This window comes from Subtercola sp. YIM 133946 (genome assembly GCF_036553535.1).
Taxonomy (GTDB): Bacteria; Actinomycetota; Actinomycetes; order Actinomycetales; family Microbacteriaceae; genus Subtercola.
Window position 1 is genome coordinate 46,088 of record NZ_JAZHPE010000015.1, and the last position, 20,060, is coordinate 66,147.

At 69.0% G+C, this 20,060-nt stretch carries 16 protein-coding genes; 7 read left to right on the forward strand and 9 right to left on the reverse strand.

Annotated elements, in window-relative coordinates:
• Positions 1-46: 46 nt before the first annotated feature.
• Positions 47-1,069, reverse strand: coding sequence for a heat-inducible transcriptional repressor HrcA (hrcA, locus tag V3W46_RS04805; protein WP_331781953.1), 1,023 nt, complete (start codon positions 1,067-1,069; stop codon positions 47-49).
• Positions 1,070-1,225: 156 nt separating this feature from the next.
• Between hrcA and V3W46_RS04810 the strand changes: the two genes are divergently transcribed.
• Positions 1,226-1,645, forward strand: a complete 420-nt coding sequence (locus V3W46_RS04810) for a DUF4870 domain-containing protein (protein WP_331781954.1) — start codon at positions 1,226-1,228, stop codon at positions 1,643-1,645.
• Between the two features lie 15 nt (positions 1,646-1,660).
• Complete coding sequence (locus V3W46_RS04815) at positions 1,661-2,119, forward strand: DUF4870 domain-containing protein (RefSeq protein WP_331781955.1); 459 nt, start codon at positions 1,661-1,663, stop codon at positions 2,117-2,119.
• Between the two features lie 54 nt (positions 2,120-2,173).
• On the opposite strand, the gene V3W46_RS04820 is transcribed toward V3W46_RS04815, so the two are convergent.
• Entirely contained in the window at positions 2,174-3,463 is a 1,290-nt protein-coding gene (locus V3W46_RS04820; protein ID WP_331782044.1) for a coproporphyrinogen-III oxidase family protein, read from the reverse strand.
• Between the two features lie 47 nt (positions 3,464-3,510).
• The gene (locus tag V3W46_RS04825) at positions 3,511-4,176 is read right to left on the reverse strand and encodes a DUF1990 family protein (protein WP_331781956.1); all 666 of its coding nucleotides are present in this window, start codon (positions 4,174-4,176) and stop codon (positions 3,511-3,513) included.
• A 114-nt stretch (positions 4,177-4,290) separates the two neighbouring features.
• Between V3W46_RS04825 and V3W46_RS04830 the strand changes: the two genes are divergently transcribed.
• Both V3W46_RS04830 and V3W46_RS04835 read left to right on the forward strand, forming a co-directional pair.
• Entirely contained in the window at positions 4,291-4,830 is a 540-nt protein-coding gene (locus tag V3W46_RS04830) for an RNA polymerase sigma factor (RefSeq protein ID WP_331781957.1), read from the forward strand.
• Complete coding sequence (locus tag V3W46_RS04835; protein WP_331781958.1) at positions 4,820-6,004, forward strand: hypothetical protein; 1,185 nt, start codon at positions 4,820-4,822, stop codon at positions 6,002-6,004. Before V3W46_RS04830 ends, V3W46_RS04835 begins: the two co-directional genes overlap by 11 nt.
• Before the next feature lie 7 nt (positions 6,005-6,011).
• On the opposite strand, the gene lepA is transcribed toward V3W46_RS04835, so the two are convergent.
• On the reverse strand, positions 6,012-7,862 hold the full coding sequence (gene lepA, locus V3W46_RS04840; RefSeq protein ID WP_331781959.1) for a translation elongation factor 4: 1,851 nt from the start codon (positions 7,860-7,862) through the stop codon (positions 6,012-6,014).
• 106 nt (positions 7,863-7,968) lie between these two features.
• On the opposite strand from lepA, the gene V3W46_RS04845 reads away from it, so the two are divergent.
• The gene (locus tag V3W46_RS04845; protein WP_331781960.1) at positions 7,969-8,868 is read left to right on the forward strand and encodes an NAD-dependent epimerase/dehydratase family protein; all 900 of its coding nucleotides are present in this window, start codon (positions 7,969-7,971) and stop codon (positions 8,866-8,868) included.
• A gap of 167 nt (positions 8,869-9,035) precedes the next feature.
• On the opposite strand, the gene V3W46_RS04850 is transcribed toward V3W46_RS04845, so the two are convergent.
• On the reverse strand, positions 9,036-10,190 hold the full coding sequence (locus tag V3W46_RS04850; RefSeq protein ID WP_331781961.1) for a pyridoxal phosphate-dependent aminotransferase: 1,155 nt from the start codon (positions 10,188-10,190) through the stop codon (positions 9,036-9,038).
• Positions 10,191-10,335: 145 nt separating this feature from the next.
• On the opposite strand from V3W46_RS04850, the gene rpsT reads away from it, so the two are divergent.
• Entirely contained in the window at positions 10,336-10,596 is a 261-nt protein-coding gene (rpsT, locus tag V3W46_RS04855; RefSeq protein ID WP_331781962.1) for a 30S ribosomal protein S20, read from the forward strand.
• Positions 10,597-10,724: 128 nt separating this feature from the next.
• On the opposite strand, the gene holA is transcribed toward rpsT, so the two are convergent.
• The 4 genes from holA to leuS form a co-directional block, all read right to left on the reverse strand.
• On the reverse strand, positions 10,725-11,786 hold the full coding sequence (holA, locus tag V3W46_RS04860; protein ID WP_331781963.1) for a DNA polymerase III subunit delta: 1,062 nt from the start codon (positions 11,784-11,786) through the stop codon (positions 10,725-10,727).
• Positions 11,787-11,794: 8 nt separating this feature from the next.
• Positions 11,795-14,386: a ComEC/Rec2 family competence protein gene (locus V3W46_RS04865; protein WP_331781964.1), complete on the reverse strand. Its 2,592-nt coding sequence runs from the start codon at positions 14,384-14,386 to the stop codon at positions 11,795-11,797.
• A gap of 416 nt (positions 14,387-14,802) precedes the next feature.
• Positions 14,803-16,023: a helix-hairpin-helix domain-containing protein gene (locus V3W46_RS04870; protein ID WP_331781965.1), complete on the reverse strand. Its 1,221-nt coding sequence runs from the start codon at positions 16,021-16,023 to the stop codon at positions 14,803-14,805.
• Between the two features lie 203 nt (positions 16,024-16,226).
• Positions 16,227-18,893 carry a leucine--tRNA ligase gene (gene leuS, locus V3W46_RS04875; protein WP_331781966.1) on the reverse strand — a complete coding sequence of 889 codons (2,667 nt, stop codon included), beginning with the start codon at positions 18,891-18,893 and terminating at the stop codon, positions 16,227-16,229.
• Between the two features lie 149 nt (positions 18,894-19,042).
• On the opposite strand from leuS, the gene V3W46_RS04880 reads away from it, so the two are divergent.
• The gene (locus tag V3W46_RS04880) at positions 19,043-20,029 is read left to right on the forward strand and encodes an aminotransferase class IV (protein WP_331781967.1); all 987 of its coding nucleotides are present in this window, start codon (positions 19,043-19,045) and stop codon (positions 20,027-20,029) included.
• Positions 20,030-20,060: the final 31 nt, after the last annotated feature.

The following is a 20,060-nucleotide window of genomic DNA, read 5'->3' on the forward strand; positions in this document are numbered from 1 at the left end:
GCCGGGCCGAAAGCGGATCACCGCTGCTGTTTCGACCACGAGATGATCACGATTCGCCGAGGCTCTTCGAGAGATAGCGGGCGACCGCGCGAACGGCCGCGATGTTGCTGGAGTAGTCCATGCGGGTGGGGCCGAGCACGCCGAGCCGGGCGACCGCGCCGCCCGCCGAGCTGTAACCGCTGGCCAGCACCGAGGTCTCGGCGAGGCCGAACGGAGCGTTCTCACGGCCGATGCTGATCGAGATGCCGTGCTCGTCGGCCTGCATCTCGCTGAACAGCCGCAGCAGAACAACCTGCTCTTCGACCGCCTCGAGCACCGGAAGGATGCTGCCGGCGAAGTCGCCCTCAGTGCGCACGAGGTTTGCGGCCCCCGCGATGATGAGCTTCTCCTGCCGGTTGGCGGTGACCTGCTCGGCCAGGGTGGCCGCGATGACGGCGACGGATACCCGGCGATCGGCCACGAACTGCTCGGTGAAGACGGCGAGCCTCGCGGCCGCCTCGTCGAGCCCCAGGCCGGAGACCGACGCATTGACGCGCGCCCGCACATCCGCGAGGAAGTCGTCGTCGGCAGCAACCGGAAGCTCGACGATGCGCTGTTCGACGTGGCCGGTGTCGGTGATCACCACGGTCAGCAGGCGGGTGGAGGTCAGTGCGACGAGTTCGATGTGGCGCACCTTCGCCTGCGACAGCGAGGGGTACTGCACCAGCGCGACCTGCTGGGTGAGCTGCGAGAGCAGCCGAACAGTGCGGGCGAGCACGTCGTCGAGGTCGACCGAAGAGCCGAGAAAGGTCTCGATGGCCTGCCGCTGGGCGGGCGACAGCGGTTTCAGGTCGGCCAGGTGGTCGACGAAGAGGCGGTAGCCCTTGTCGGTGGGAATGCGGCCCGACGAGGTGTGCGGGGCCACGATCAACTCTTCTTCTTCGAGCAGGGCCATGTCGTTGCGAATCGTGGCGGCCGACACCCCGAAGGAGTGCCTGTCGACGATCGACTTCGAGCCGACGGGCTCGCGGGAGGCCACATAGTCGTGCACGATCACGCGAAGCACTTCGAGGCTGCGTTCAGAGACCACTGCCGTTGCCTGCCTTCCTCGTGCCGGTGCTTAGCACTCCAGTGTTCAGAGTGCCAATTATATATCGGCCACCACGGCGTACGACTTTCGCCGAGTATCCGACACGCTGAGCAAATATCATTGCCTCAGGTCACAGGTCGGCATTATCTTGTGACCATGTCTGACCCCAACGAACCGCCGCCCTACCAGCCCGGCCCTGCGCCGGCCGCGGGCGCGCCCCTCTCGGCCGCCGACGACAAGCTCTGGGCGAGTCTGGCCCACTTCGGCAACATCATCCTGCTCGTTCCGGCCCTCATCATCTACCTCGTGTTCAAAGACCGCGGGCCGCTGGTGAACCAGGAGAGCAAGGAGGCCCTGAACTGGACGATCAACGTCACCGGCGTGATCGTCATCGTCAACATCCTCTCGGCCATCCTCGGCGTGATCCCGATTCTGGGGTTCGTTCTCGGCCTGCTGCTGACGCTCGTGTGGGTCGCGGTCTTGATTGTCAATCTCGTGTTCGCCATCATCGGTGGAGTACGGGTCAATGGCGGCGGCACCTATCGCTATCCGTTCAACTACCGGTGGATCAAGTAATCGAAAGGCACTGACATGACGAACGTACCTCCCACCCCGCCTCCGCCCCCGCCCGGGCAGCCGCCCGTCGGGCCACCGGTGCCACCCCAGGGGCCCCCGCCCGCAGGCCCTCCGCCCGTCGGCGGCTACGCGGCCCAGCCGCCCATGAGCCCCTCAGACCAGCGGCTCTGGGCCACGCTCATCCACGTCGGCGGCATCATCTTCGGCTTCCTGCCGGCGCTGATCGGCTACCTCGTGCTGAAAGACCGCGGCGAGTTCATTCTCGAACACACCAAGACGGCGCTGAACTTCCAGCTCACGATGCTCATCGCCTACGTCGTGGGCAGCATTCTGACGTTCCTCATCATCGGCATCTTCATCATCATCGCCGCGGGAATCATCGTGCTGGTCTTCAGCATCATCGCCGCCATCGCCGCCAACAAGGGCGAGCTGTACTACTACCCGAAGTGGTGCACGATCCAGTTCATCAAGTAGCGCTGCGGATGCCCGGCGGCGCCACCGCGCGACGCCCGGGCCGCGTCGCCGCACTCAGGTGAGGCGACGCACCACCGCATCGGCCAGAAGCCGCCCTCGCAGGGTCAGTTCAATCGACCCGGCGAAGGCGGCTTTCGCGTTCACCAGGCCGTCGGCGATCAGGCCGGCGACCTCGCGGCTCGCCTCGGGCCCGAGCGAGGCGATCGGCAACCCCGAACGGATGCGCGCCAGCAGCAGAACCCGCTCGATCTCGCGCGAGCCGGCGTCGGGCGTCTCGCGGCCCGCAGCCGGCGACACTCCGGCGAAGATGCGGTCGGCGTAGGCGGCCGGGTGCTTCACGTTCCACCAGCGGGTTCCGCCCACGTGGCTGTGGGCGCCGGGGCCGACGCCCCACCAGTCGTGGCCCTGCCAGTAGGCGAGGTTGTGGCGCGAACGGTACTCCGTCGCGGGGGTGGCCGGGCCGGTGAGCGCGTCGGCGGGCGGGGCGGCCACGCGCGGGATCGGTGCCGCCGAGGCGCGCGACCAGTTGCTCACCTCATACCACTCGTAGCCCGCGGCCCCGAGGCGGGCATCCACCAGCTCGTACATGTCGGCCTCGAGGTCGTCGTCGGGTTCGGGGTAGACGCCCGACCTGATCTGGCGGGCGAGTTTGGTGCCCTCTTCGACGATCAGCGCGTAGGCAGAGAGATGGTCGGGCTGCATGGCGATGGCGGCGTCGACCGAGCGGCTCCAGTCGTCGAGGCTCTCGCCCGGGGTGCCGTAGATGAGATCGACGCTGACCTGCAGCCCGGCATCCCGCGCCCAGCCGACGACCTGCGGCACCCGCTCGGGGTCGTGGGTGCGGTCGAGGGTCTGCAGCACGCGCGGCACGGCCGACTGCATGCCGAAGCTGACACGGGTGAACCCGGCGGCGGCGAGGTCGGCGAGATACCGGGCGTCGACCGAGTCGGGGTTCGCCTCGGTGGTGACCTCGGCCCCAGGGGCCAGGCCCCAGGTGTCGGCGACCGCGTGCAGCATCGAGACGAGCTGGTGGGCGGGCAGCAGGGTGGGGGTTCCGCCGCCGAAGAACACGGTCGAGACGGGGCGCGCATCGACGCCTGACCCTTCGAGCACGCCCGCGGCGAAGCCGACCTCGCGGATGGCCTGGCCCGCGTAGTCGAGCTGTTTCGCGCCACGCAGCTCGGTCGAGGTGTAGGTGTTGAAGTCGCAGTATCCGCAACGCACCCGGCAGAACGGAACGTGCAGGTACACGCCGAACGGATGCCCGTGCGAGAGCTCGGCCGTACCGGCCGGCAGCAGACCGTCGGGCGGGGCGGGGTCGCCGAGCGGCAGGGCGCTACCCACGGCGACGGCCCCGGGCATCCATTCGACGCGGCACAGCGGTCGCCGCGTCAGGCACGGGCGGGAAGCAGCGCACGCAGGTAGAGCTTGGTGGTCTTGCGTTGCTGCCAGCGCACGAGGGGGCCGGCCAGGCGGTAGTACCACGTGCTCGGCTTCGAGAAGCTGCGGATGGTCACCCACACCGAGTCGTCGGGCCGATGTTCGACCATGAAGCTCTCTTCGCCGATCTCGGGATGCCCGGGCAGGGTGCCGTAGGCGAAACCCACGCGGTGCTCGTCGCTGGTCACCGAGACCACGCGCACCGGGGCGACGAACCGCACCCCGACGACGTGCACCACGAGCTCGGCGGTGACCCCCGGCGCCACGTGAGGAGTGCCGTCTTCGGTGTAGACGTGCCCCTCGTCGAACTCGCGCGGGCCGACCGGGTTGCCGTCGACGTCGTAGACCAGCCCGGCGTAGTCGGACTCGCTCGACGGCGGCAGCTCGATGTTCTCGACGGCCAGGCCGCTGCCGCGCTGGATTCCCCAGGTGAGCACGGCTTCGGCGGCCGAATCGAACCGTTCGACGCCCGAGCCGAGCCGCACGGTAGCCTCGAACGGACGGAAGCCCTTCGGCGGGTAGTACATCAGGTCGTCGGCCTGGCTCGCGCCGATCGCCGCGTACGTCAGCGCCTGGCCGCTGTGCGTCTCGCGCGTTCGAATCTGTTCGCCTGCCATCGTTCCATTATCGACGACGGCGCCGCCGATGGCGCACCGGCCGTCTTGAGCGAATGTTCGTCGGTGATGTGATTGTCTGCGGTCTGCAGACATTACGAAGGTGAGGGGGTGCACATGACTGCAGTCGATTCGCCAGACGCCGAGTTGTTGGCGCTGTCTGCCGGCGGCGACGCCGAGGCCCTGCGCGCCATTCTGCGGCGGCACGCCCCCGCCGTCACGCGCTACGCCTGGGCTCTGGTGGCGAACGCAACCGATGTCGAGGAGGTCGTGCAAGACACCTTCGTGACCTGCTGGCGCAAAGCCGCCACGATCGTTCTGGCCGACCGTTCGCTGTTGCCCTGGCTGCTCGTCACGTGCCGCAACACGGCGCTGAACCTCAACCGGTCGAGGCTGCGGCACGCGGCCGGCCCGCTGCCCGATGAGATCGCCGCGCCAGAGAGCGACGACGAATCACGCGACCGGCTGAGGTGGGTGATGGCCGAGATGGAGGCCCTCTCGCCCCTCGACCGGCGCATCTGCGAGCTGTGCCTGATTGAGGGCCGCAGCTACGCCGAGGCCGCGCAGGCGACCGGCATCAGCGTCGGAGCCGTGCGACAACGGGTGGCACGATCGCGCACCCGGCTGCGAAAGGCGGTGACCGAGAATGAGAACTGACCCTCCCACCGGCGACGACTTCGATAGGATCATCGGCCGCATCACCGATGCCGTGATGGCCGAAGCGATCGTCACGCCGCAGGACGCGGCGCTACTGCCGGGGCCGGCGACCGAGGCTGCCGCCCGGCCGGCGACGACGGCGGGGTCGGCGGGATCGGCAACCGCACCCGGGCCGGCGACGACGGCGGTGCCCCGCCCGACAGACGTGCCTCGCCGCCGGGTCGGGCTGCGGGCCGCGGTCGTGGTGGTTCTCGTGCTGCTCGGCGTGGGCACGGCCGGCACCGCGCTGGCGCTCGGGCTGGGTACCTCGCTGTGGAACGTGGGCGCTCCGATCGCGACCGCGACCCCCAGCGACACCCCTTCCCCGAGTTCGACACCGACCGCGCCCGCATCGTCGGCGCCGCCGGCACCGTCTGTTCCTGCCGTCACCACCTCGCCGCAGACGTTCACCGCGCCGAGCTGGGGCTCCGGGGTGACGGCGGATGTGTCGGGGCTTGCTCCGAACACGCGGTACGCGGTGTCGATCGAGTCGCGGTATAGAGGTGAGTCGTCGACTCCCGACGGGTACTTCCCTGTGCTCAGCTCGCCCGCACCGCTGACCACAGACGGCTCGGGCAGAGCGTCGATCACCTTCACGCCCGACACCTTTCCGCAGAACTTCACACACAGCGGCGAGAGCGGCTTTCTCTTGGGCAGCTACCTCAGGGTCGACGCCGGCGACGGCCCGGCACCGGAGTCGCCCTCAGACGGCTCGACGACCGGAATCGCCGAACCCGTGGCGCTGAGCGAGCCGCTGTCGATCGCGTTCCTGCCCATCGACGACGTCACGGCCGACGTGCAGGCCTGCGTCGAGCCCGAGCAGCTGGTTGCGGGGCAGGCCGGCCTGCCGGTGACATTCTCCGGACTGCTGCCGGGCGAGTGGGTGGAGCTGCGCGGTGTGCAGACCGACGGTGGAACCGGCTACAGCTTCGACGGCCGCGGCGCTGCCGACGACTCAGGGCACGCGACGATCATCATGAACGGAAACACCGCCGAGTATCCCGTCGCCCCCTCCAGTGCGATCGCCCCGAGCGTGTGGCAGATCGCCTGGTCGGCCAACTTCAGGGTCACGCCGCCCGACGGTCAGTACGACGGTACCCTGCCGGTGACGATCGGCGGGTGCGCCGCCGGCTGACGAGGGGCTACTTGTCTTTCTTGCTCTCGGTGTCGCCGCTCAGGGCGGCGATGAACGCCTCCTGCGGGACCTCGACGCGGCCCACCATCTTCATGCGCTTCTTGCCCTCCTTCTGCTTCTCGAGCAGTTTGCGCTTGCGGGTGATGTCACCGCCGTAGCACTTGGCCAGAACGTCTTTGCGCATGGCGCTGATCGACTCGCGAGCGATGATGCGCGCGCCGATGGCGGCCTGGATGGGCACCTCGAACTGCTGGCGCGGAATGAGCTTCTTCAGCCGCTCGGTCATCAGCACGCCGTAGGCGTAGGCCTTCTCGCGGTGCACGATGGCGCTGAACGCGTCGACGGCCTCACCCTGCAGCAGAATGTCGACCTTGACCAGGTCGGCAACCTGCTCGCCGATGGGCTCGTAGTCGAGGCTGGCGTAGCCCTGCGTGCGGCTCTTCAGGTGGTCGAAGAAATCGAAGACGATCTCGCCCAGCGGCATCCTGTAGTGCAGCTCGACGCGGTCGGTGCCCACGTACTCCATGCCGTCGAGGGTGCCGCGGCGGCCCTGGCAGAGCTCCATGATGGTGCCGACGTAGTCTTTGGGCGCGAGGATCGACGCCTTCACCATCGGCTCGCTGACACTGGCGATCTTTCCGCCGGGAAACTCGCTCGGGTTGGTGACCGTGACGCTCTTCTTGTCGTCGGTGGTCACCTCGTAGATCACGCTCGGCGCGGTGGCGATGAGGTCGAGGCCGAACTCGCGTTCGAGGCGTTCGGTGATGATCTCGAGGTGCAGCAGGCCGAGAAAACCGCAGCGAAAACCGAAGCCGAGAGCAACGGAGGTCTCAGGCTCGTAGACGAGTGCGGCATCCGACAGCTTGAGCTTGTCGAGGGCCTCGCGCAGGTTCGGGTAATCGCTGCCGTCGATCGGGTAGAGGCCGGAGAACACCATCGGCTTGGGCTCGCTGTAGCCCTTCAGAGCGACGGTGGCGGGCTTGCTGAACGTGGTGACGGTGTCGCCCACCTTGCTGAGCCTCACGTCTTTGACGCCCGTGATGAGGTAGCCGACCTCACCGACTGCGAGCCCCTTCGACGGCGTCGGTTCGGGCGAGCTGACGCCGATCTCGAGCACCTCGTGGGTCGACTTGGTGCTCATCATCATGATCTTCTCGCGCGGCGTGAGCTTGCCGTCGATCATGCGCACATACGTGACGACACCGCGGTAGGCGTCGTACACCGAATCGAAGATCATGGCGCGGGCAGGGGCGTCGATGTCGCCCTTCGGTGCCGGGATGCTCGCCACCACCAGGTCGAGCAGCTCTTCGACGCCCATGCCTGTCTTGCCGCTGACCCGCAGAACGTCTTCGGCCCTGCCGCCGATGAGGCCCGCGAGCTCTTCGGCGTACTTGTCGGGGTCGGCCGCCGGCAGGTCGATCTTGTTCAGCACCGGGATGATCGTGAGGTCGTTGTCGAGGGCCAGGTAGAGGTTGGCGAGGGTCTGCGCCTCGATGCCCTGTGCGGCATCCACCAGCAGGATGGCGCCCTCGCAGGCCGCCAGCGAGCGGCTCACCTCATAGGTGAAGTCGACGTGCCCGGGGGTGTCGATCATGTTGAGGGCGTACGTCGTGCCGTCGAGCTGCCAGGGCATGCGCACGGCCTGGCTCTTGATGGTGATGCCGCGTTCGCGCTCGATGTCCATGCGGTCGAGGTACTGCGCGCGCATGTCGCGGTCGCTGACGACGCCGGTGATCTGCAGCATGCGGTCGGCCAGGGTCGACTTGCCGTGGTCGATGTGCGCGATGATGCAGAAGTTGCGGATGAACGCGGGGTCGGTCGACGCCGGCTGGAGTTCCTGTACTGCTCTGGGGCTCACGCGTTCCTCGTCGTTTCGGCAATGGTGCCTTCAAGTTTACGAGACTTGTCGCTGCCGCGGGCTCGCGACGGGAATCGGTGCGCCGAAGCGGGTGTTGACTGGTGGCATGAGCATCTTTCTGACCGGCGCGACCGGGTTTGTCGGATCATCCATTCTTCGCACGCTGCGCGCGCAGGGCCGCGAGGTGACCGCGCTGGCGCGCAACGCCTCGAAGGCCGAGGAGGTCGAGGCGCTGGGCGCCGTCGCCGTGATCGGCGAGCTCAGCGACACCGAACTGCTGACCGCCCAGGCGATCGCCTCAGACGGGGTCATCCACGTGGCCTCCCCCGGCGACGCCTCGAGCGCCTCGCTCGACGACGCCTTCGTGACGGCGATCTTCGCGGGGCTGGAGGGCAGCGACAAGCCGTACGTGCACACGGGCGGCATCTGGGTGTTCGGCGACGGCGACGCCATCACCGAGGAATCGCCGCAGAACCCGCCGGCGCTCACCGCCTGGCGTTCGGCGATCGAGAAGCGCGTGCTTGAGGCCGAGGGCGTCAAGACGACGGTGATCATGCCGGGCATCGTGTACGGGTACGGGTCGGGTATTCCGAACGTGGTGGTGGATGCCCCGCGCATTGTCGGCGACAACGGGCTTGAGGCGCTGCAGTTGGTGGGGTCGGGCGACGCGCACTGGACCACGGTGTACGTCGACGACCTCGCCGACCTGTACGTCGCGGCGTTCGACCTGGCCGCCGCGGGCAGCGTGTACCTCGGCGTCGGTGGCGAGAACCCGTCGACGCGCGAACTGGGTGTCGCGGCATCCATTGCGGCGGGGCTCGATGGGCGCGTCGTGCCTTCGAGCGTCGACGACGTGCACGCCCGCATCGGCGAGGCGTTCGGCGACGCGCTGCTGCTCGACCAGCAGGCCACCGGTTCGGCCGCCCGCATCGACCTCGGCTGGGAGCCGAACGGCCCCTCGCTGATCGACGAGCTGCGCACCGGCTCCTACGCCCCCGGTCACTGACTCGCGCCCCCCGGTTGAGTAGCGGGGCGCGGCCGGCGCCGCCGGTTGAGTAGCGGGGCGCAGCCGGCGCCGCCGGTTGAGTAGCGGGGCGCAGCCGCGCGTATCGAAACCGTTCGACGCGCAGGTTTCGATACGCGCTTCGCGCTACTCAACCAGCGGGGGCAGCACTACGTGCCCAGCACCGGCGGGCGGGGCAGGCGACGGATGCCCGTCTCGATGGTTTCGGGCGAGGCGGCCACGCACAGGCGAATCCAGCCCTCGCCGTGCCGGCCGAATGCGCTGCCGGGCGCCACAGCCACCCGCTGCGCGAGCAGAAAACGCTCGGCCCACTCGGCCACATCGCCACCGGTGGCGTACGACACGTCGACCCACAGGTAGAACGCCCCCGACGGCTCGAGGTAGGCGATGCCGAGCTCGTCGAGCAGGGCCGTCGCCACGGCGAGGTTCTCGCGGTAGTGCGTGGCGGCGGCCAGCACGTGGTCTTGCGGGCCGGTGATGGCGGCCACCGCCGCGAGCTGTGCGGGCGTGTTGATGCAGCTCACGATCGCCTCCTGCGTGGTGCGCATCAGCGGCGCGAGTCCGGGCGGGGTGACGAGGTAGCCGACGCGGGCCCCGGTGAGAGCGTAGGTCTTCGAGAGCGAGAACACTGAGAACACCCGGTCGTCGGTGTCGAGCGAGGCGACACTGGTGTGCAGGGCGCCATAGGTGAAGCATTCGTAGACCTCGTCGCTGAGCATCCACAGGTCGTGCTTCTTGGCGAACGCCAGAAGGCTCTCGATGACGGGCTTCGGAAAGATGGCGCCGAGCGGGTTCGACGGTGAGTTGACGATGATCATGCGCGTTCTGGCCGTGACCAGGCGTTCGAGTTCGTCGAGGTCGGGCAGGAAGCCACCGGATGATCGCAGTGTGTACGGCACCGGAACGGCAGAGATCATGCGGGCGTTCATGGCGAACGTCGAGTAGCCCGGGTCGGGAATCAGTACCTCATCACCGGGCCCGAGGGCCAGCGTCATGGCGAGGAACAGGGCGTGCATGCCCCCGTTCGTCACCCACACCTGCTCGGTGTCGACGGTGATGCCGTTCTGGGTGGCCAGCTTGTCGACGATCGCCGCACGCAGCTCGGGTATGCCGCCGTTGGGTGTGTAGTTCGTCTGGTCGGCCTGCCAGGCCTCGGCGGCCGCGGCCAGGATATGCTCTGCGACCGGAACATCTGGCTCACCGACCGCCAGGAAGACGACGTCGTCGAGCGACTGGGCGAGCTCGAAGATGCGGCGGATGCCTGACGGCGGAACCGAATCCATGTGCGGTGCGAGACTGGGCATGCGATAAACGCTAGACGACACGCGCCGAGATTGTTGTTCGGGCGGTCAGCTGGTAATGTTGCCTGTTGGCTTGCGTGCATCTGACCGCGCCACCCATCACAAACTTCACCCAGTTTTCATCACAATCGATACAGAAGGTATTTCAGTGGCAAACATCAAGTCCCAGATCAAGCGAATCGGCACCAACAAGAAGGCCAACGAGCGCAACAAGGCCGTCAAGAGCGAGCTCAAGACGGTCATCCGCTCGGTGAAGTCGAGCGTTGCCGCTGGTGACAAGGAGAAGGCCACCGCCGCTCTGGCGCTCGCGGGCAAGAAGCTCGACAAGGCCGCCAGCAAGGGCGTCATCCACAAGAACCAGGCAGCGAACCGCAAGTCGGCCATCGCGAAGAGCGTCGCCGCGCTGTAGAGCCTGTGACTCACGAAGCCTGACGGCTTCGTTCGTCGTAGAGAGCTCAGCAGAACTTCTGCGTCTCGAAAAGCCCCGTCGATCGGCGGGGCTTTTTGTCGTGCCCGGGGTGGGTGGCGACTGGGAGGTCAGCGCTCGCCGCGGGAGGAGACGGTGGCGATCATGCGTTCGAGGGAGTAGACCGGGTCGCGGCCGACACCGCCTTTGATGTTCTCGTCGGTCTCGGCCAGCATCTGGATGCTGCGGCCGAGGCCCTCGCCCGTCCACCCCTGCAGGTCTCGGCGCGCACGGTCGATCTGCCAGGGCGCGAGGCCGAGCTGCCCGGCGAGCTGCCCCGAGCCGCCGCGGGTGCCCAGCACCTTCGCCATCGTGCGGAGCTTCATGGCGAACGCCGCCACCATCGGCACGGGGTCGGCCCCCGTCGCCAGCGCGTGCCGCAGCAGGGCCAGCGATTCGCCGTAGCGGCCGGCGATGGCGCTGTCGGCCACTGCGAACGCGTTCGTCTCGACACGGCCCGAGTAGTACTTCGCCACGGTGTCTTCGTTGATCTCGTCGCTGGTGTCGGCGATGAGCTGGGTGCAGGCGCTGGAAAGCTCCGCGAGGTCGTCGGAGAAGGCCGAGACCAGTGCGCGCACGGCACTGGGAGTGACCCTGCGGCCGGCCGCCCGGAACTCGGCGACAGCGAAGTCGTACCGCTCGGCATCCTTCTTCAGCTCGGCGCAGACCACCTCGATGACGTCGCCGGTGCTGGCGCGAACGGCGTCGAGCAGGCGCTTGCCGCGCACTCCCCCGGCGTGCCGCAGCACCACGTAGGTGTCATCGGCGGGAAAGCCGAGGTAGTCGATGGCCTCGAGTAGAAACGCATCAGTGCTCTTCTCGACCGACGAGACTCGGATGAGGCGCGGCTCGCCGAACAGCGATGGGCTTGCCATGGTCAGCAGCTCGCCGGGGGCGTAGCTCGCGGCGTCGATGTCGCTGATCTCGAGGCTGGGGTCTTCGGCCTTGAGCAGGTCGCGCAGCTGGCGGATGGCGCGCTCGGCGAGAAACGACTCGGTGCCGGAGACGAGCACCACTGAGGCGGGGCGGATCTGCTCCCACGAGAGCTGCGGGATCACCGGCGCAGCAGACTTCGTCGACCCCTTCGCACCACCGCGCGCGGGCGTCGGACGCGCACCTCGTGCTGCGGCCACGTGTCACCTCATTCCTTCTTCTCCACCCTAGCCGCACCGTCTGACCACACGTCGATGCCGCCGTCGGTGGGGGTCAGCACGATCATGCCCAGCAGGTCGGTTCGGTAGGCCAGCGTCTGGCTGCGGCCCAGAATCGACAGCAGACGGTCAGTCGGATGCCCGTACCGATTGTTCATTCCCACCGAGATGACACCCACCGTCGCCGAGATCGCGTGGTAGAGGTCTTCGCTCTGGTCGGCGCTGCCGTGGTGCGCCACCTTCACGACGTCTTCGTGCGGCAGCTGGTTCACGGCCATCATCGCCTTCTGCGCGTCTTCACCCAGATCGCCGAGGAAGAGAGATCTGATCGCACCGCTGAACTGCAGCGTGACGCAGGCATCGTTGCCGCGCAGGTCGGTGCCTGCCTCGGGCCAGAGAACGCTGTAGGCGAGGTCGCCGAGAGTGCCGGTGTCGCCGCGGGTGGGATGCTCGACCTCGGCCCCGCCAGCCGTCAACTCGCTCGCCATACTCGAGTCGTGACCACCGTCGTGATCGTCGTCGGGCGGCCCGAGCATCGCCGTCGTGACGTGCCCGACCACGGCGCTGAGGCCGCCCACGTGGTCGAGGTCGTAGTGGGTCAGCACCAACAGGTCGATCACCCCGACGTTGAGGCGATGCAGGCAGGTGGTGAGCAACGCCGGGTCGGGGCCGACGTCGACGAGACCGATGCTGCCCGTGTCGGGGTCGCGCACGACGACGGCGTCGCCCTGGCCGATGTCGCAGGCGGCGATGGTCCAGCCGGGTGGCCAGCCGCCGCTCGGCCTGACGGCTGAGCCCAGGGCGCTGCCAGCGTAGATCGTGATCGTCAGCGCGACGGCGGCGCCCGACGTGAGGCGCAGCCAGGTCGTCGCGGAGAGGTCGGGCATGCGGAGGCGCGAGCGGGGGCGGGACCGCCTGAGAGGGCGGGTTCGAAGGCGGGGGCGCCTGCGGGATGACCAATCTGCGGCACGACGGCGGCGGTACGCCGGCGATTCACGCAGGAAGACCGCCGCGAACGTGAGCGCCGTCAGGGTGAGCACGAGAGCGACCCCCGCGGTTCCGCCGGGCCACGGGATGCTCGCGCCCGGGGCATGGGCGAAGAACGTCGCCACTCCGGCGATCCACGACGCCGGAACCCACGTCAGCCACGCCCCCACCGGAGCGAGCGGCGGAATCAGCGCGCCTACCAGGCACGAGACCAGTCCGATCACCGTGGCGATGGGCGCGGCCGGCTCGGCGAGCAGGTTGGAGAACACGCTGTAGGTCGAGATCTTCGGCGCCAGCAGAACGAGAATGGGCTGGCAGGCCAGTTGGGCGGCGAGCGGCACGGCGATGACGAGCGAGAGCCCCGCGGGCATCCACTTCGCCAGCACCTGCTGGATCGGGCGTGTGAGAAGGAGCAGCCCGGCCGTCGCGAGCACCGAGAGCGCCAGCCCGTAACTGTGTGAGAGCCACGGGTCGGCGGTGAGCATGACCAGTGACGCGAACGCCAGCGCGGGCATCCCGCGCGGAGCTCGCCCCGTGCCGAGTGCGAGCAGCACAACGGCCGCCATCACCGACGCCCTGACCACGCTCGCCGACGGCGTCACCAGAACGACGAACGCGACCATCAGCAGCACCGAAGCCACGATGCGCCAGCGTCGCGACAGCCCGATCGCCCCGCCGAGCAGCATGATCGCGGCCACCACGACCGCACAGTTCGCACCCGAGACGGCGGTGAGGTGGCTGAGCCCGCTGTCGATCATGCTGGAGTCGAGGTCGTCGCTGACCAGGCTGACGTCGCCCAGCGCGAGACCCGGCACCAGCTCGGCGCCATCGCCCGGAAGCCCACGTACCGACTCACGAAACCCGTCGCGCAGCCGATTGGCCCAGTCGAGCCACCACGGCGCGGGCGAGGCCACCACCGGCGCGCCGGTCGCGAAGACGAGATAGGCGACGCTCTCCCCCGGGTCGGTCGCCTTCAGTGTTCCCACCACCCGCAGCTGCGCCCCGATCTGGATCGGGTCGTCGGGCTCCTCGTTCGCGGCCGAGGGCGCAAAGGTCGAGTCGTCGGAACGCACGAAGACCAGCACGGGGATCCGCAGGTCGTTTTCGCGGCCGCCAGCGACGATGCGCGTCGCCGTCGCCGTGAAGCGCCTCGAAGCCTGGGTGCCCGTGAATCCGACCGCGTCAGATTCGACCGCTGCGGACCCCACGGTGATGGTCGCGGTGACGGTGTGACCCGCGAGCCCTTCGACGCTCGGCGGGTTGCGCGCCCCGACCTGAGCGCCCACCGATGCCAGCACAACCACCACCGCCGCGACGGCGACGGCGACGGTACCCACCCACTGCGGGGCGCCCCCGCTCCGGCCATACCCGCGCTCGTGAGCTCGGCGGGATCCGTGATGTCGACGGCGACGGCGGCTCCAGGCCGGTCGGGAGAACCCCGCGGCGACAAGCAGGAGGAGCGCCATCACCCCGAGCGCGCAGAGCGCAAGCACACCGGCCCACGCGACCAGCCACTCCGACGGCGCGCCGACGACGATCGCCGCGACGAGCCACGCCGCCGACGCCGGCACCACCAATCTCAGATCAGGCGCCATCGCTCATCCCACCAGAGATTCGGTGCTGCTTCGCGCGGATGCCACCGTGGCGGCGTCTGGGTGGCAACCTGCATGTCGATCGTGAGCCAGCCGCGCCGCCGCCAGCGACGCTCGGCCGGCTGGACGGGATGGCACAGCCACCATGGGTTAGGCGATTGCCGGGCATCAGCCGGTCTTCGGGGCATGGGCAGTCGGCCGGTGCTAGACGGTCTCGCGAGGCGCGGCGGGCAGGCGACATCGAACCGTCTCGTGAGGCGAGGCGGGCCGGCCGCGGCGGCGCCGACCGTCTCGCAAGGCGCGGCGAGCCAGCGACATCAAACCGTCTCGTGAGGCGAAGCGGGCCGGCGGCTGCGGCGACGGCGACGGCGACGGCGACGGCGCCAGACCGTCTCGCGAGGCTAGGCGAGCCGGCGACATCAGACGGTCACGAGGGGCTCGAGTTCGGCGAAAGTCTTGTCGCCGATTCCCGAGACGTTCTTGAGGTCGTCTGTCTGGGTGAAGGGTCCGTTCTCCGTGCGCCACGCGATGATGCGGGCCGCCATTGCCGGCCCCACGTGCGGCAGCGTCTCGAGCGTCGGCTCGTCGGCCAGGTTGATGTTCACCGGAGCGCCCGCCGATGCGGCCGAGCCGCCACCGGATGCCGCACCTGCGCCCGCACTCGAAGAGCCTGCGCCCGCCGACGCTCCGCTGGTCGCGGCGGCGACCGACCCGAGCGGAGGGGCCGCACCGGTCTCGGGGACCACGACCTGCTCGGCGTCTTTCAGTACCCGCGCGAGGTTCTGCTGGCCCTGGTCGGCGTTCGGGGCGAACCCACCGGCTGCGGTCACGGCATCCATGACCCGGTCACCGACCCGCAGCTGGTAGAGGCCGGGCTTGGCCACAGCCCCGAGCACGTGAACCAGGATCACCGCGCCGGACTGCGACGTACCCGCCTGCGTCCCGGCCGCCGAGGTGGTCGAGGTCGACGACGCTGACGCAGATGTCGCTGCTGATGACGTGCCGCTTGCTGCACCGGCACTGCCGGGACCGTCGGTGCCGCTGCTGGAGTGATCATTTGCGCTGCCAGCACTCGAGCTGACGCCGGGAGTGGCGCTCGGCGACCCGGATGCTGCGATCCGTGTTCCGCCGCCGGCCGAGAGCGCGATTGTGTCGCTCTGGCCCCGCGGGGTGAAGACCGAGACCAGAACGGCGCACACCAGGGCCAGGATGCAGATGACGACCGCCGCTCCGATCCCTACCCGCACTCGTGGCCGCTGCGGACCCGGACCCGGCTCCGGCTCCAGCTCCAGCTCCAGCTCCAGCGCGTCGCCTGACCCTTTGTCGCCCGACCCCACCATGCCGAGCTCCTCCGTGGCTTCCGCCCCGGCGCTGTGCCGATTCCACGTGTCGATCTCGCTCCTGCTCGGCATGGCGCGGGTGCTCACACTCACCGAGTCGTCTACGTGCGTCGAAGCCACCGCCGTCGATCGAGCGCGGGCGGATCGAGCATCGCGACGGCTGAGCGGGGCGTCGGTGGCCGGGGCGATGGCGTCGGTGTCGGTGTCGGTGTCGGTGTCGGTGGCAATCGTGATGGCGGTGGAGTCGGCGATGGCCGATCGTGGGCGGGAGGTGGAGGGCTGAGCAGGAAGTGGGGTCATGCCCCGAATCTAGGAATCACAAAAGGTCGAGCATCCGGCACTGCACGAATCTGTGGACGACGCGACCGAAGCTCAGCCTGTGGAGGACGACCCGACCACGAACAACCCGACCGTGCCGGAACCCTGACCCCAGACGAGAAAGGGCCGAGCATCCGCCCGGCCCCGACTCTGCGCGAAGAGCGCCGCGCTCCCCGCAGACAGCCCTACGCGCGCGGCCTCGTCGCGATGTTCACGATCTTCGGCGCGCGCACGATCACGTTCACGATCTCGCGGTCACCGAGAAAACGCTCCACGGCGGCCGACGAACGCGCGAGCGCCTCGAGGTCGGTCGAGGAGATCTTCGGCGAGACGGTGAGACGGTCGCGCACCTTGCCGTCGACCTGTACGACGGCGGTGACCGACTCCTCGGTCAGCAGCGCCGGGTCGGCCCCGCGCCAGCCGTAGCTGGAGATCGAGGGCGGGTAGCCGAGGCGCTCCCACATGTCTTCGGCCGTGTAGGGGGCGAAGAGCGAGAGGCCGAGCGCGATGGTCTCGACGGCCTCGCGCACGGCGGGGTCGCCGCCGCCGGGCCCGGTGTCGACGGCTTTGCGGGCCGCGTTGACGAGCTCCATGATGCGCGCGACGACCACGTTGAACTTGAACGCTTCGATGAGGCCGGGAGCCTCGGCGAGAAAGCGGTGGGTGACCCGGCGCAGGGCGATGTCGCCGTCGCGCCAGTTGACTTCGGGCGCGCTGGTGACGTCGCCCGCGAGCCGCCACGCCCGCGCCAGGAACTTCGCCGACGCCGCGGGCGACACGTCGGCCCAGTCGATGTCGTCTTCGGGCGGCCCGGCGAACGCCATCGTGAGGCGCACGGCGTCGACACCGTGCTCGTCGAGCTGGTCGGAGAGGCGCACCAGGTTGCCCTTCGACTTCGACATGGCCGAACCGTCCATCAGCACCATGCCCTGGTTCAGCAGCGCGCTGAACGGCTCGGTGAACGAGACGTAGCCGAGGTCGAACAGCACCTTGGTGATGAAGCGGGCGTACAGCAGGTGCAGGATGGCGTGGGTCACGCCGCCGACATACTGGTCGACGGGGGCCCACTTGTCGACCTCGCGCGGGTCGAACGCCTTCGTCTCGTCGTTCGGTGACAGGAAGCGCAGGAAGTACCACGAGCTGTCGACGAAGGTGTCCATCGTGTCGGCGTCGCGCAGGGCGGGCGAACCGTCGCGCGGGTCTGGCACGTTCACCCAGTCGGATGCCGCACCGAGCGGCGACGTGCCCTTGGGCTGCAGGTTCAACCCCTCGGTCGGCGGCAGCAGAACGGGCAGCTGGTCTTCGGGCACGGGAATCTCGGCGCCGTCAGAGCCGTGGATGATCGGGATCGGCGTTCCCCAATACCGCTGGCGTGAGATTAGCCAATCCCGCAGGCGGTAGTTCTTGGCGGCGCGGCCGGTTCCGGCGGCCTCGAGCTGCTCGATCACCCGCGCGATGGCCTTGTTCTTCGACAGCCCGTCGAGCGAGCCCGAGTTGATGAGGCGACCGTCGCCGGTCAGCGCCTTGCCGGTGGAGAACGGATCGAGGGGTGGCAGGTCATCCGGGATCTCGCCGTCGGGGAACACCGGAATCGCGCCCGTGACCGGCTGGTTCGTGTCGAGCACGACGCGAACGGGCAGGTCGAAGGCCCGGGCGAAGTCGAGGTCGCGCTGGTCGTGGGCGGGCACGGCCATGACGGCGCCGGTGCCGTAGTCGGCCAGCACGTAGTCGGCTGCCCAGATCGGCAGCCGCTCGCCGCTCAGCGGGTTGATGGCGTAGCGCTCCATGAAGACGCCGGTCTTGGGGCGGTCGGTGGCCTGACGTTCGAGTTCGGTGCTCTTCTGCACCTCGGTCAGGTATGTCGCGAACGCGTCGCGCGCCGAGGCCGAGACTTCGGGGCCGGCGATGAGCTCTGCCGCCAGCTCGCTCTCGGGTGCGATGACCATGAAGGTGGCGCCGTAGAGCGTGTCGGGGCGCGTGGTGAAGACGGTGACCTTCTCGTCGCGACCCTCGATGGCGAAGTCGACGTCGGCGCCGATCGAGCGGCCGATCCAGTTGCGCTGCATCGAGATGACCTTGGCCGGCCAGGTGCCCTCGAGCTGCTTCAGGTCGTCGAGCAGGCGGTCGGCGTAGTCGGTGATCTTGAAGTACCACTGCGTGAGCTTCTTCTTCACGACCACGGCGCCGCTGCGCTCGGAGGTGCCGTCGGGCAGAACCTGCTCATTGGCCAGAACGGTCTGGTCTACCGGATCCCAGTTGACCCAGCTCGCCTTGCGGTAGGCCAGGCCCTTCTCGTACATCTTGAGGAACAGCCACTGGTTCCACTTGTAGTACTCGGGGTCGCTCGTGTGCAGTTCGCGCGACCAGTCGAACGAGCCGGCGTAGCGGCGAAAGCTCGCCTTCTGCTGGTCGATGTTGTCGTAGGTCCACTCGCGGGGGTCGATCTGGCGCTTGATGGCGGCGTTCTCGGCGGGCAGGCCGAACGAGTCCCAGCCGATCGGGTGCAGCACGTTGAAGCCCTGGTGGCGCCAGTACCGCGAGATGACGTCGCCGAGCGCGTAGGCCTCGGCGTGCCCCATGTGAAGGTCGCCCGAGGGGTACGGAAACATGTCGAGCACGTACTTGCGCGGCCGCTTGTCACCGTCGAGGTCGGTGCGGAACGGTTCGAGCGCGTCCCACCGCGGCAGCCACTTGTTCTGAATGGCGGTGAAGTCGTAACGCTGGGCGCCGCCGGTGGCACCCTCGTCAGAAGATTCGGCGCCGTCGCCGTTTGCGCGCACGGCGGCATCGCGTTCGATAGTCACGTAGGTCTCAATTCGTCGGGATGGGGCGGCTCGCGTACGGGCAGACATCAGCCCCGCGCAGCTCCAACACTCAAGCGTACTAAACGATGCTGAACCGTGGGTCGGCGGGCGGTACGCCCTCAGCTGACAGCGGGTGGGGGGCGGGGGGCGGCCGGTGCTCGGCGCGACCGGGCATCCGCCCGGGTAGCGTTGACGGGGTGAGTGACGTGAGTGCTGGCCAGAGCAGCCCCGATGAGGCCGAGCGGCGGTTCGTCTTTCGTGACGGTGAGCTGCGGCTGCAGCAGGGGGCTCCGGATGCCCGGCGGCGCCTGCTCGTCGCGGACTCGTGGCTCGTCGACCACGGCCGCGTGCGCGCCATCGACCTACACCGCGACCGGTTCGTGGGGTCGTGTCTCGCGAGCGGATACTCCGACCGCGCCACCCTCGACGCCTTCTGGGCGTCGGCGCTCGGGGCGCTGCCGCCCGTGCACCGGTGGTTTCCGCGCGTGGAGCTGTGGGCGACCCCAGGAGGCGGGCCGAGCGCCGTGTCGCGACCGGGTCGCGCTGCGTCCGGAGACGGAACGGCGGGACACGGAACAGCGGGAGACGGAACAGCGGGACACGGGACGGCGGGACACGGGACGGCGGGACACGGGACGGCGGGAGACGGAACGGCGGGAGACGGGACGGCGGGCGGGTTCGAGCTGTCGGTGCTGGTGCGGCTCGCCCCGGCGCCGGCGGGTACTGCCGTGCTGGGCACTCACCTCGGGGAAGAGCCGCGGAGCATCCCGAGCGTGAAGGGGCCCGACCTCGAACGGCTCACTACGCTGCGCAACGCGGCCCGCGAGCGCGGGATCGACGATCTCGTGATTCTGGCGGGCGACGCAGCCATCGTCGACGGAACCACGACCGCCCTGCTGTGGTGGCGCGGCGACGAGCTGCACGTGCCGCCCGCGGCACTCGCGCGGGTCGACAGCGTGACGGCGCGCACGATCCGGGTGCTGGCGCAGGCGCTGGGCGTGCCGGTGGTCGAGGAGCGGGCGGCACCTACCGACCTGCGCGGGTGCGAGGTGTGGGCGGTGAATGCGCTGTACGGCATCCGGTCGGTGACGGAGTGGGCCGGGGGGCCTGCGGTGGCCGCCGACGAGGCCCGTGCGGCCCAGTGGCAGCGGCGGCTCGGCCAGTTGGCGCGGCCGCTGGCCTGAGTGGCCCGCGGTTTCAGCGAATGTTCGGCGT

Coding starts and splice junctions, on each gene's coding strand:
- V3W46_RS04830 (WP_331781957.1), top strand. CDS start 4,291: ATGACTGCAGTCGATTCGCCAGACGCCGAGTTGTTGGCGCTGTCTGCC.
- V3W46_RS04870 (WP_331781965.1), bottom strand. CDS start 16,023: ATGACCCCACTTCCTGCTCAGCCCTCCACCTCCCGCCCACGATCGGCC.
- V3W46_RS04845 (WP_331781960.1), top strand. CDS start 7,969: ATGAGCATCTTTCTGACCGGCGCGACCGGGTTTGTCGGATCATCCATT.
- V3W46_RS04835 (WP_331781958.1), top strand. CDS start 4,820: ATGAGAACTGACCCTCCCACCGGCGACGACTTCGATAGGATCATCGGC.
- V3W46_RS04815 (WP_331781955.1), top strand. CDS start 1,661: ATGACGAACGTACCTCCCACCCCGCCTCCGCCCCCGCCCGGGCAGCCG.
- V3W46_RS04850 (WP_331781961.1), bottom strand. CDS start 10,190: ATGCCCAGTCTCGCACCGCACATGGATTCGGTTCCGCCGTCAGGCATC.
- V3W46_RS04865 (WP_331781964.1), bottom strand. CDS start 14,386: ATGGCGCCTGATCTGAGATTGGTGGTGCCGGCGTCGGCGGCGTGGCTC.
- V3W46_RS04825 (WP_331781956.1), bottom strand. CDS start 4,176: ATGGCAGGCGAACAGATTCGAACGCGCGAGACGCACAGCGGCCAGGCG.
- leuS (WP_331781966.1), bottom strand. CDS start 18,893: ATGTCTGCCCGTACGCGAGCCGCCCCATCCCGACGAATTGAGACCTAC.
- V3W46_RS04810 (WP_331781954.1), top strand. CDS start 1,226: ATGTCTGACCCCAACGAACCGCCGCCCTACCAGCCCGGCCCTGCGCCG.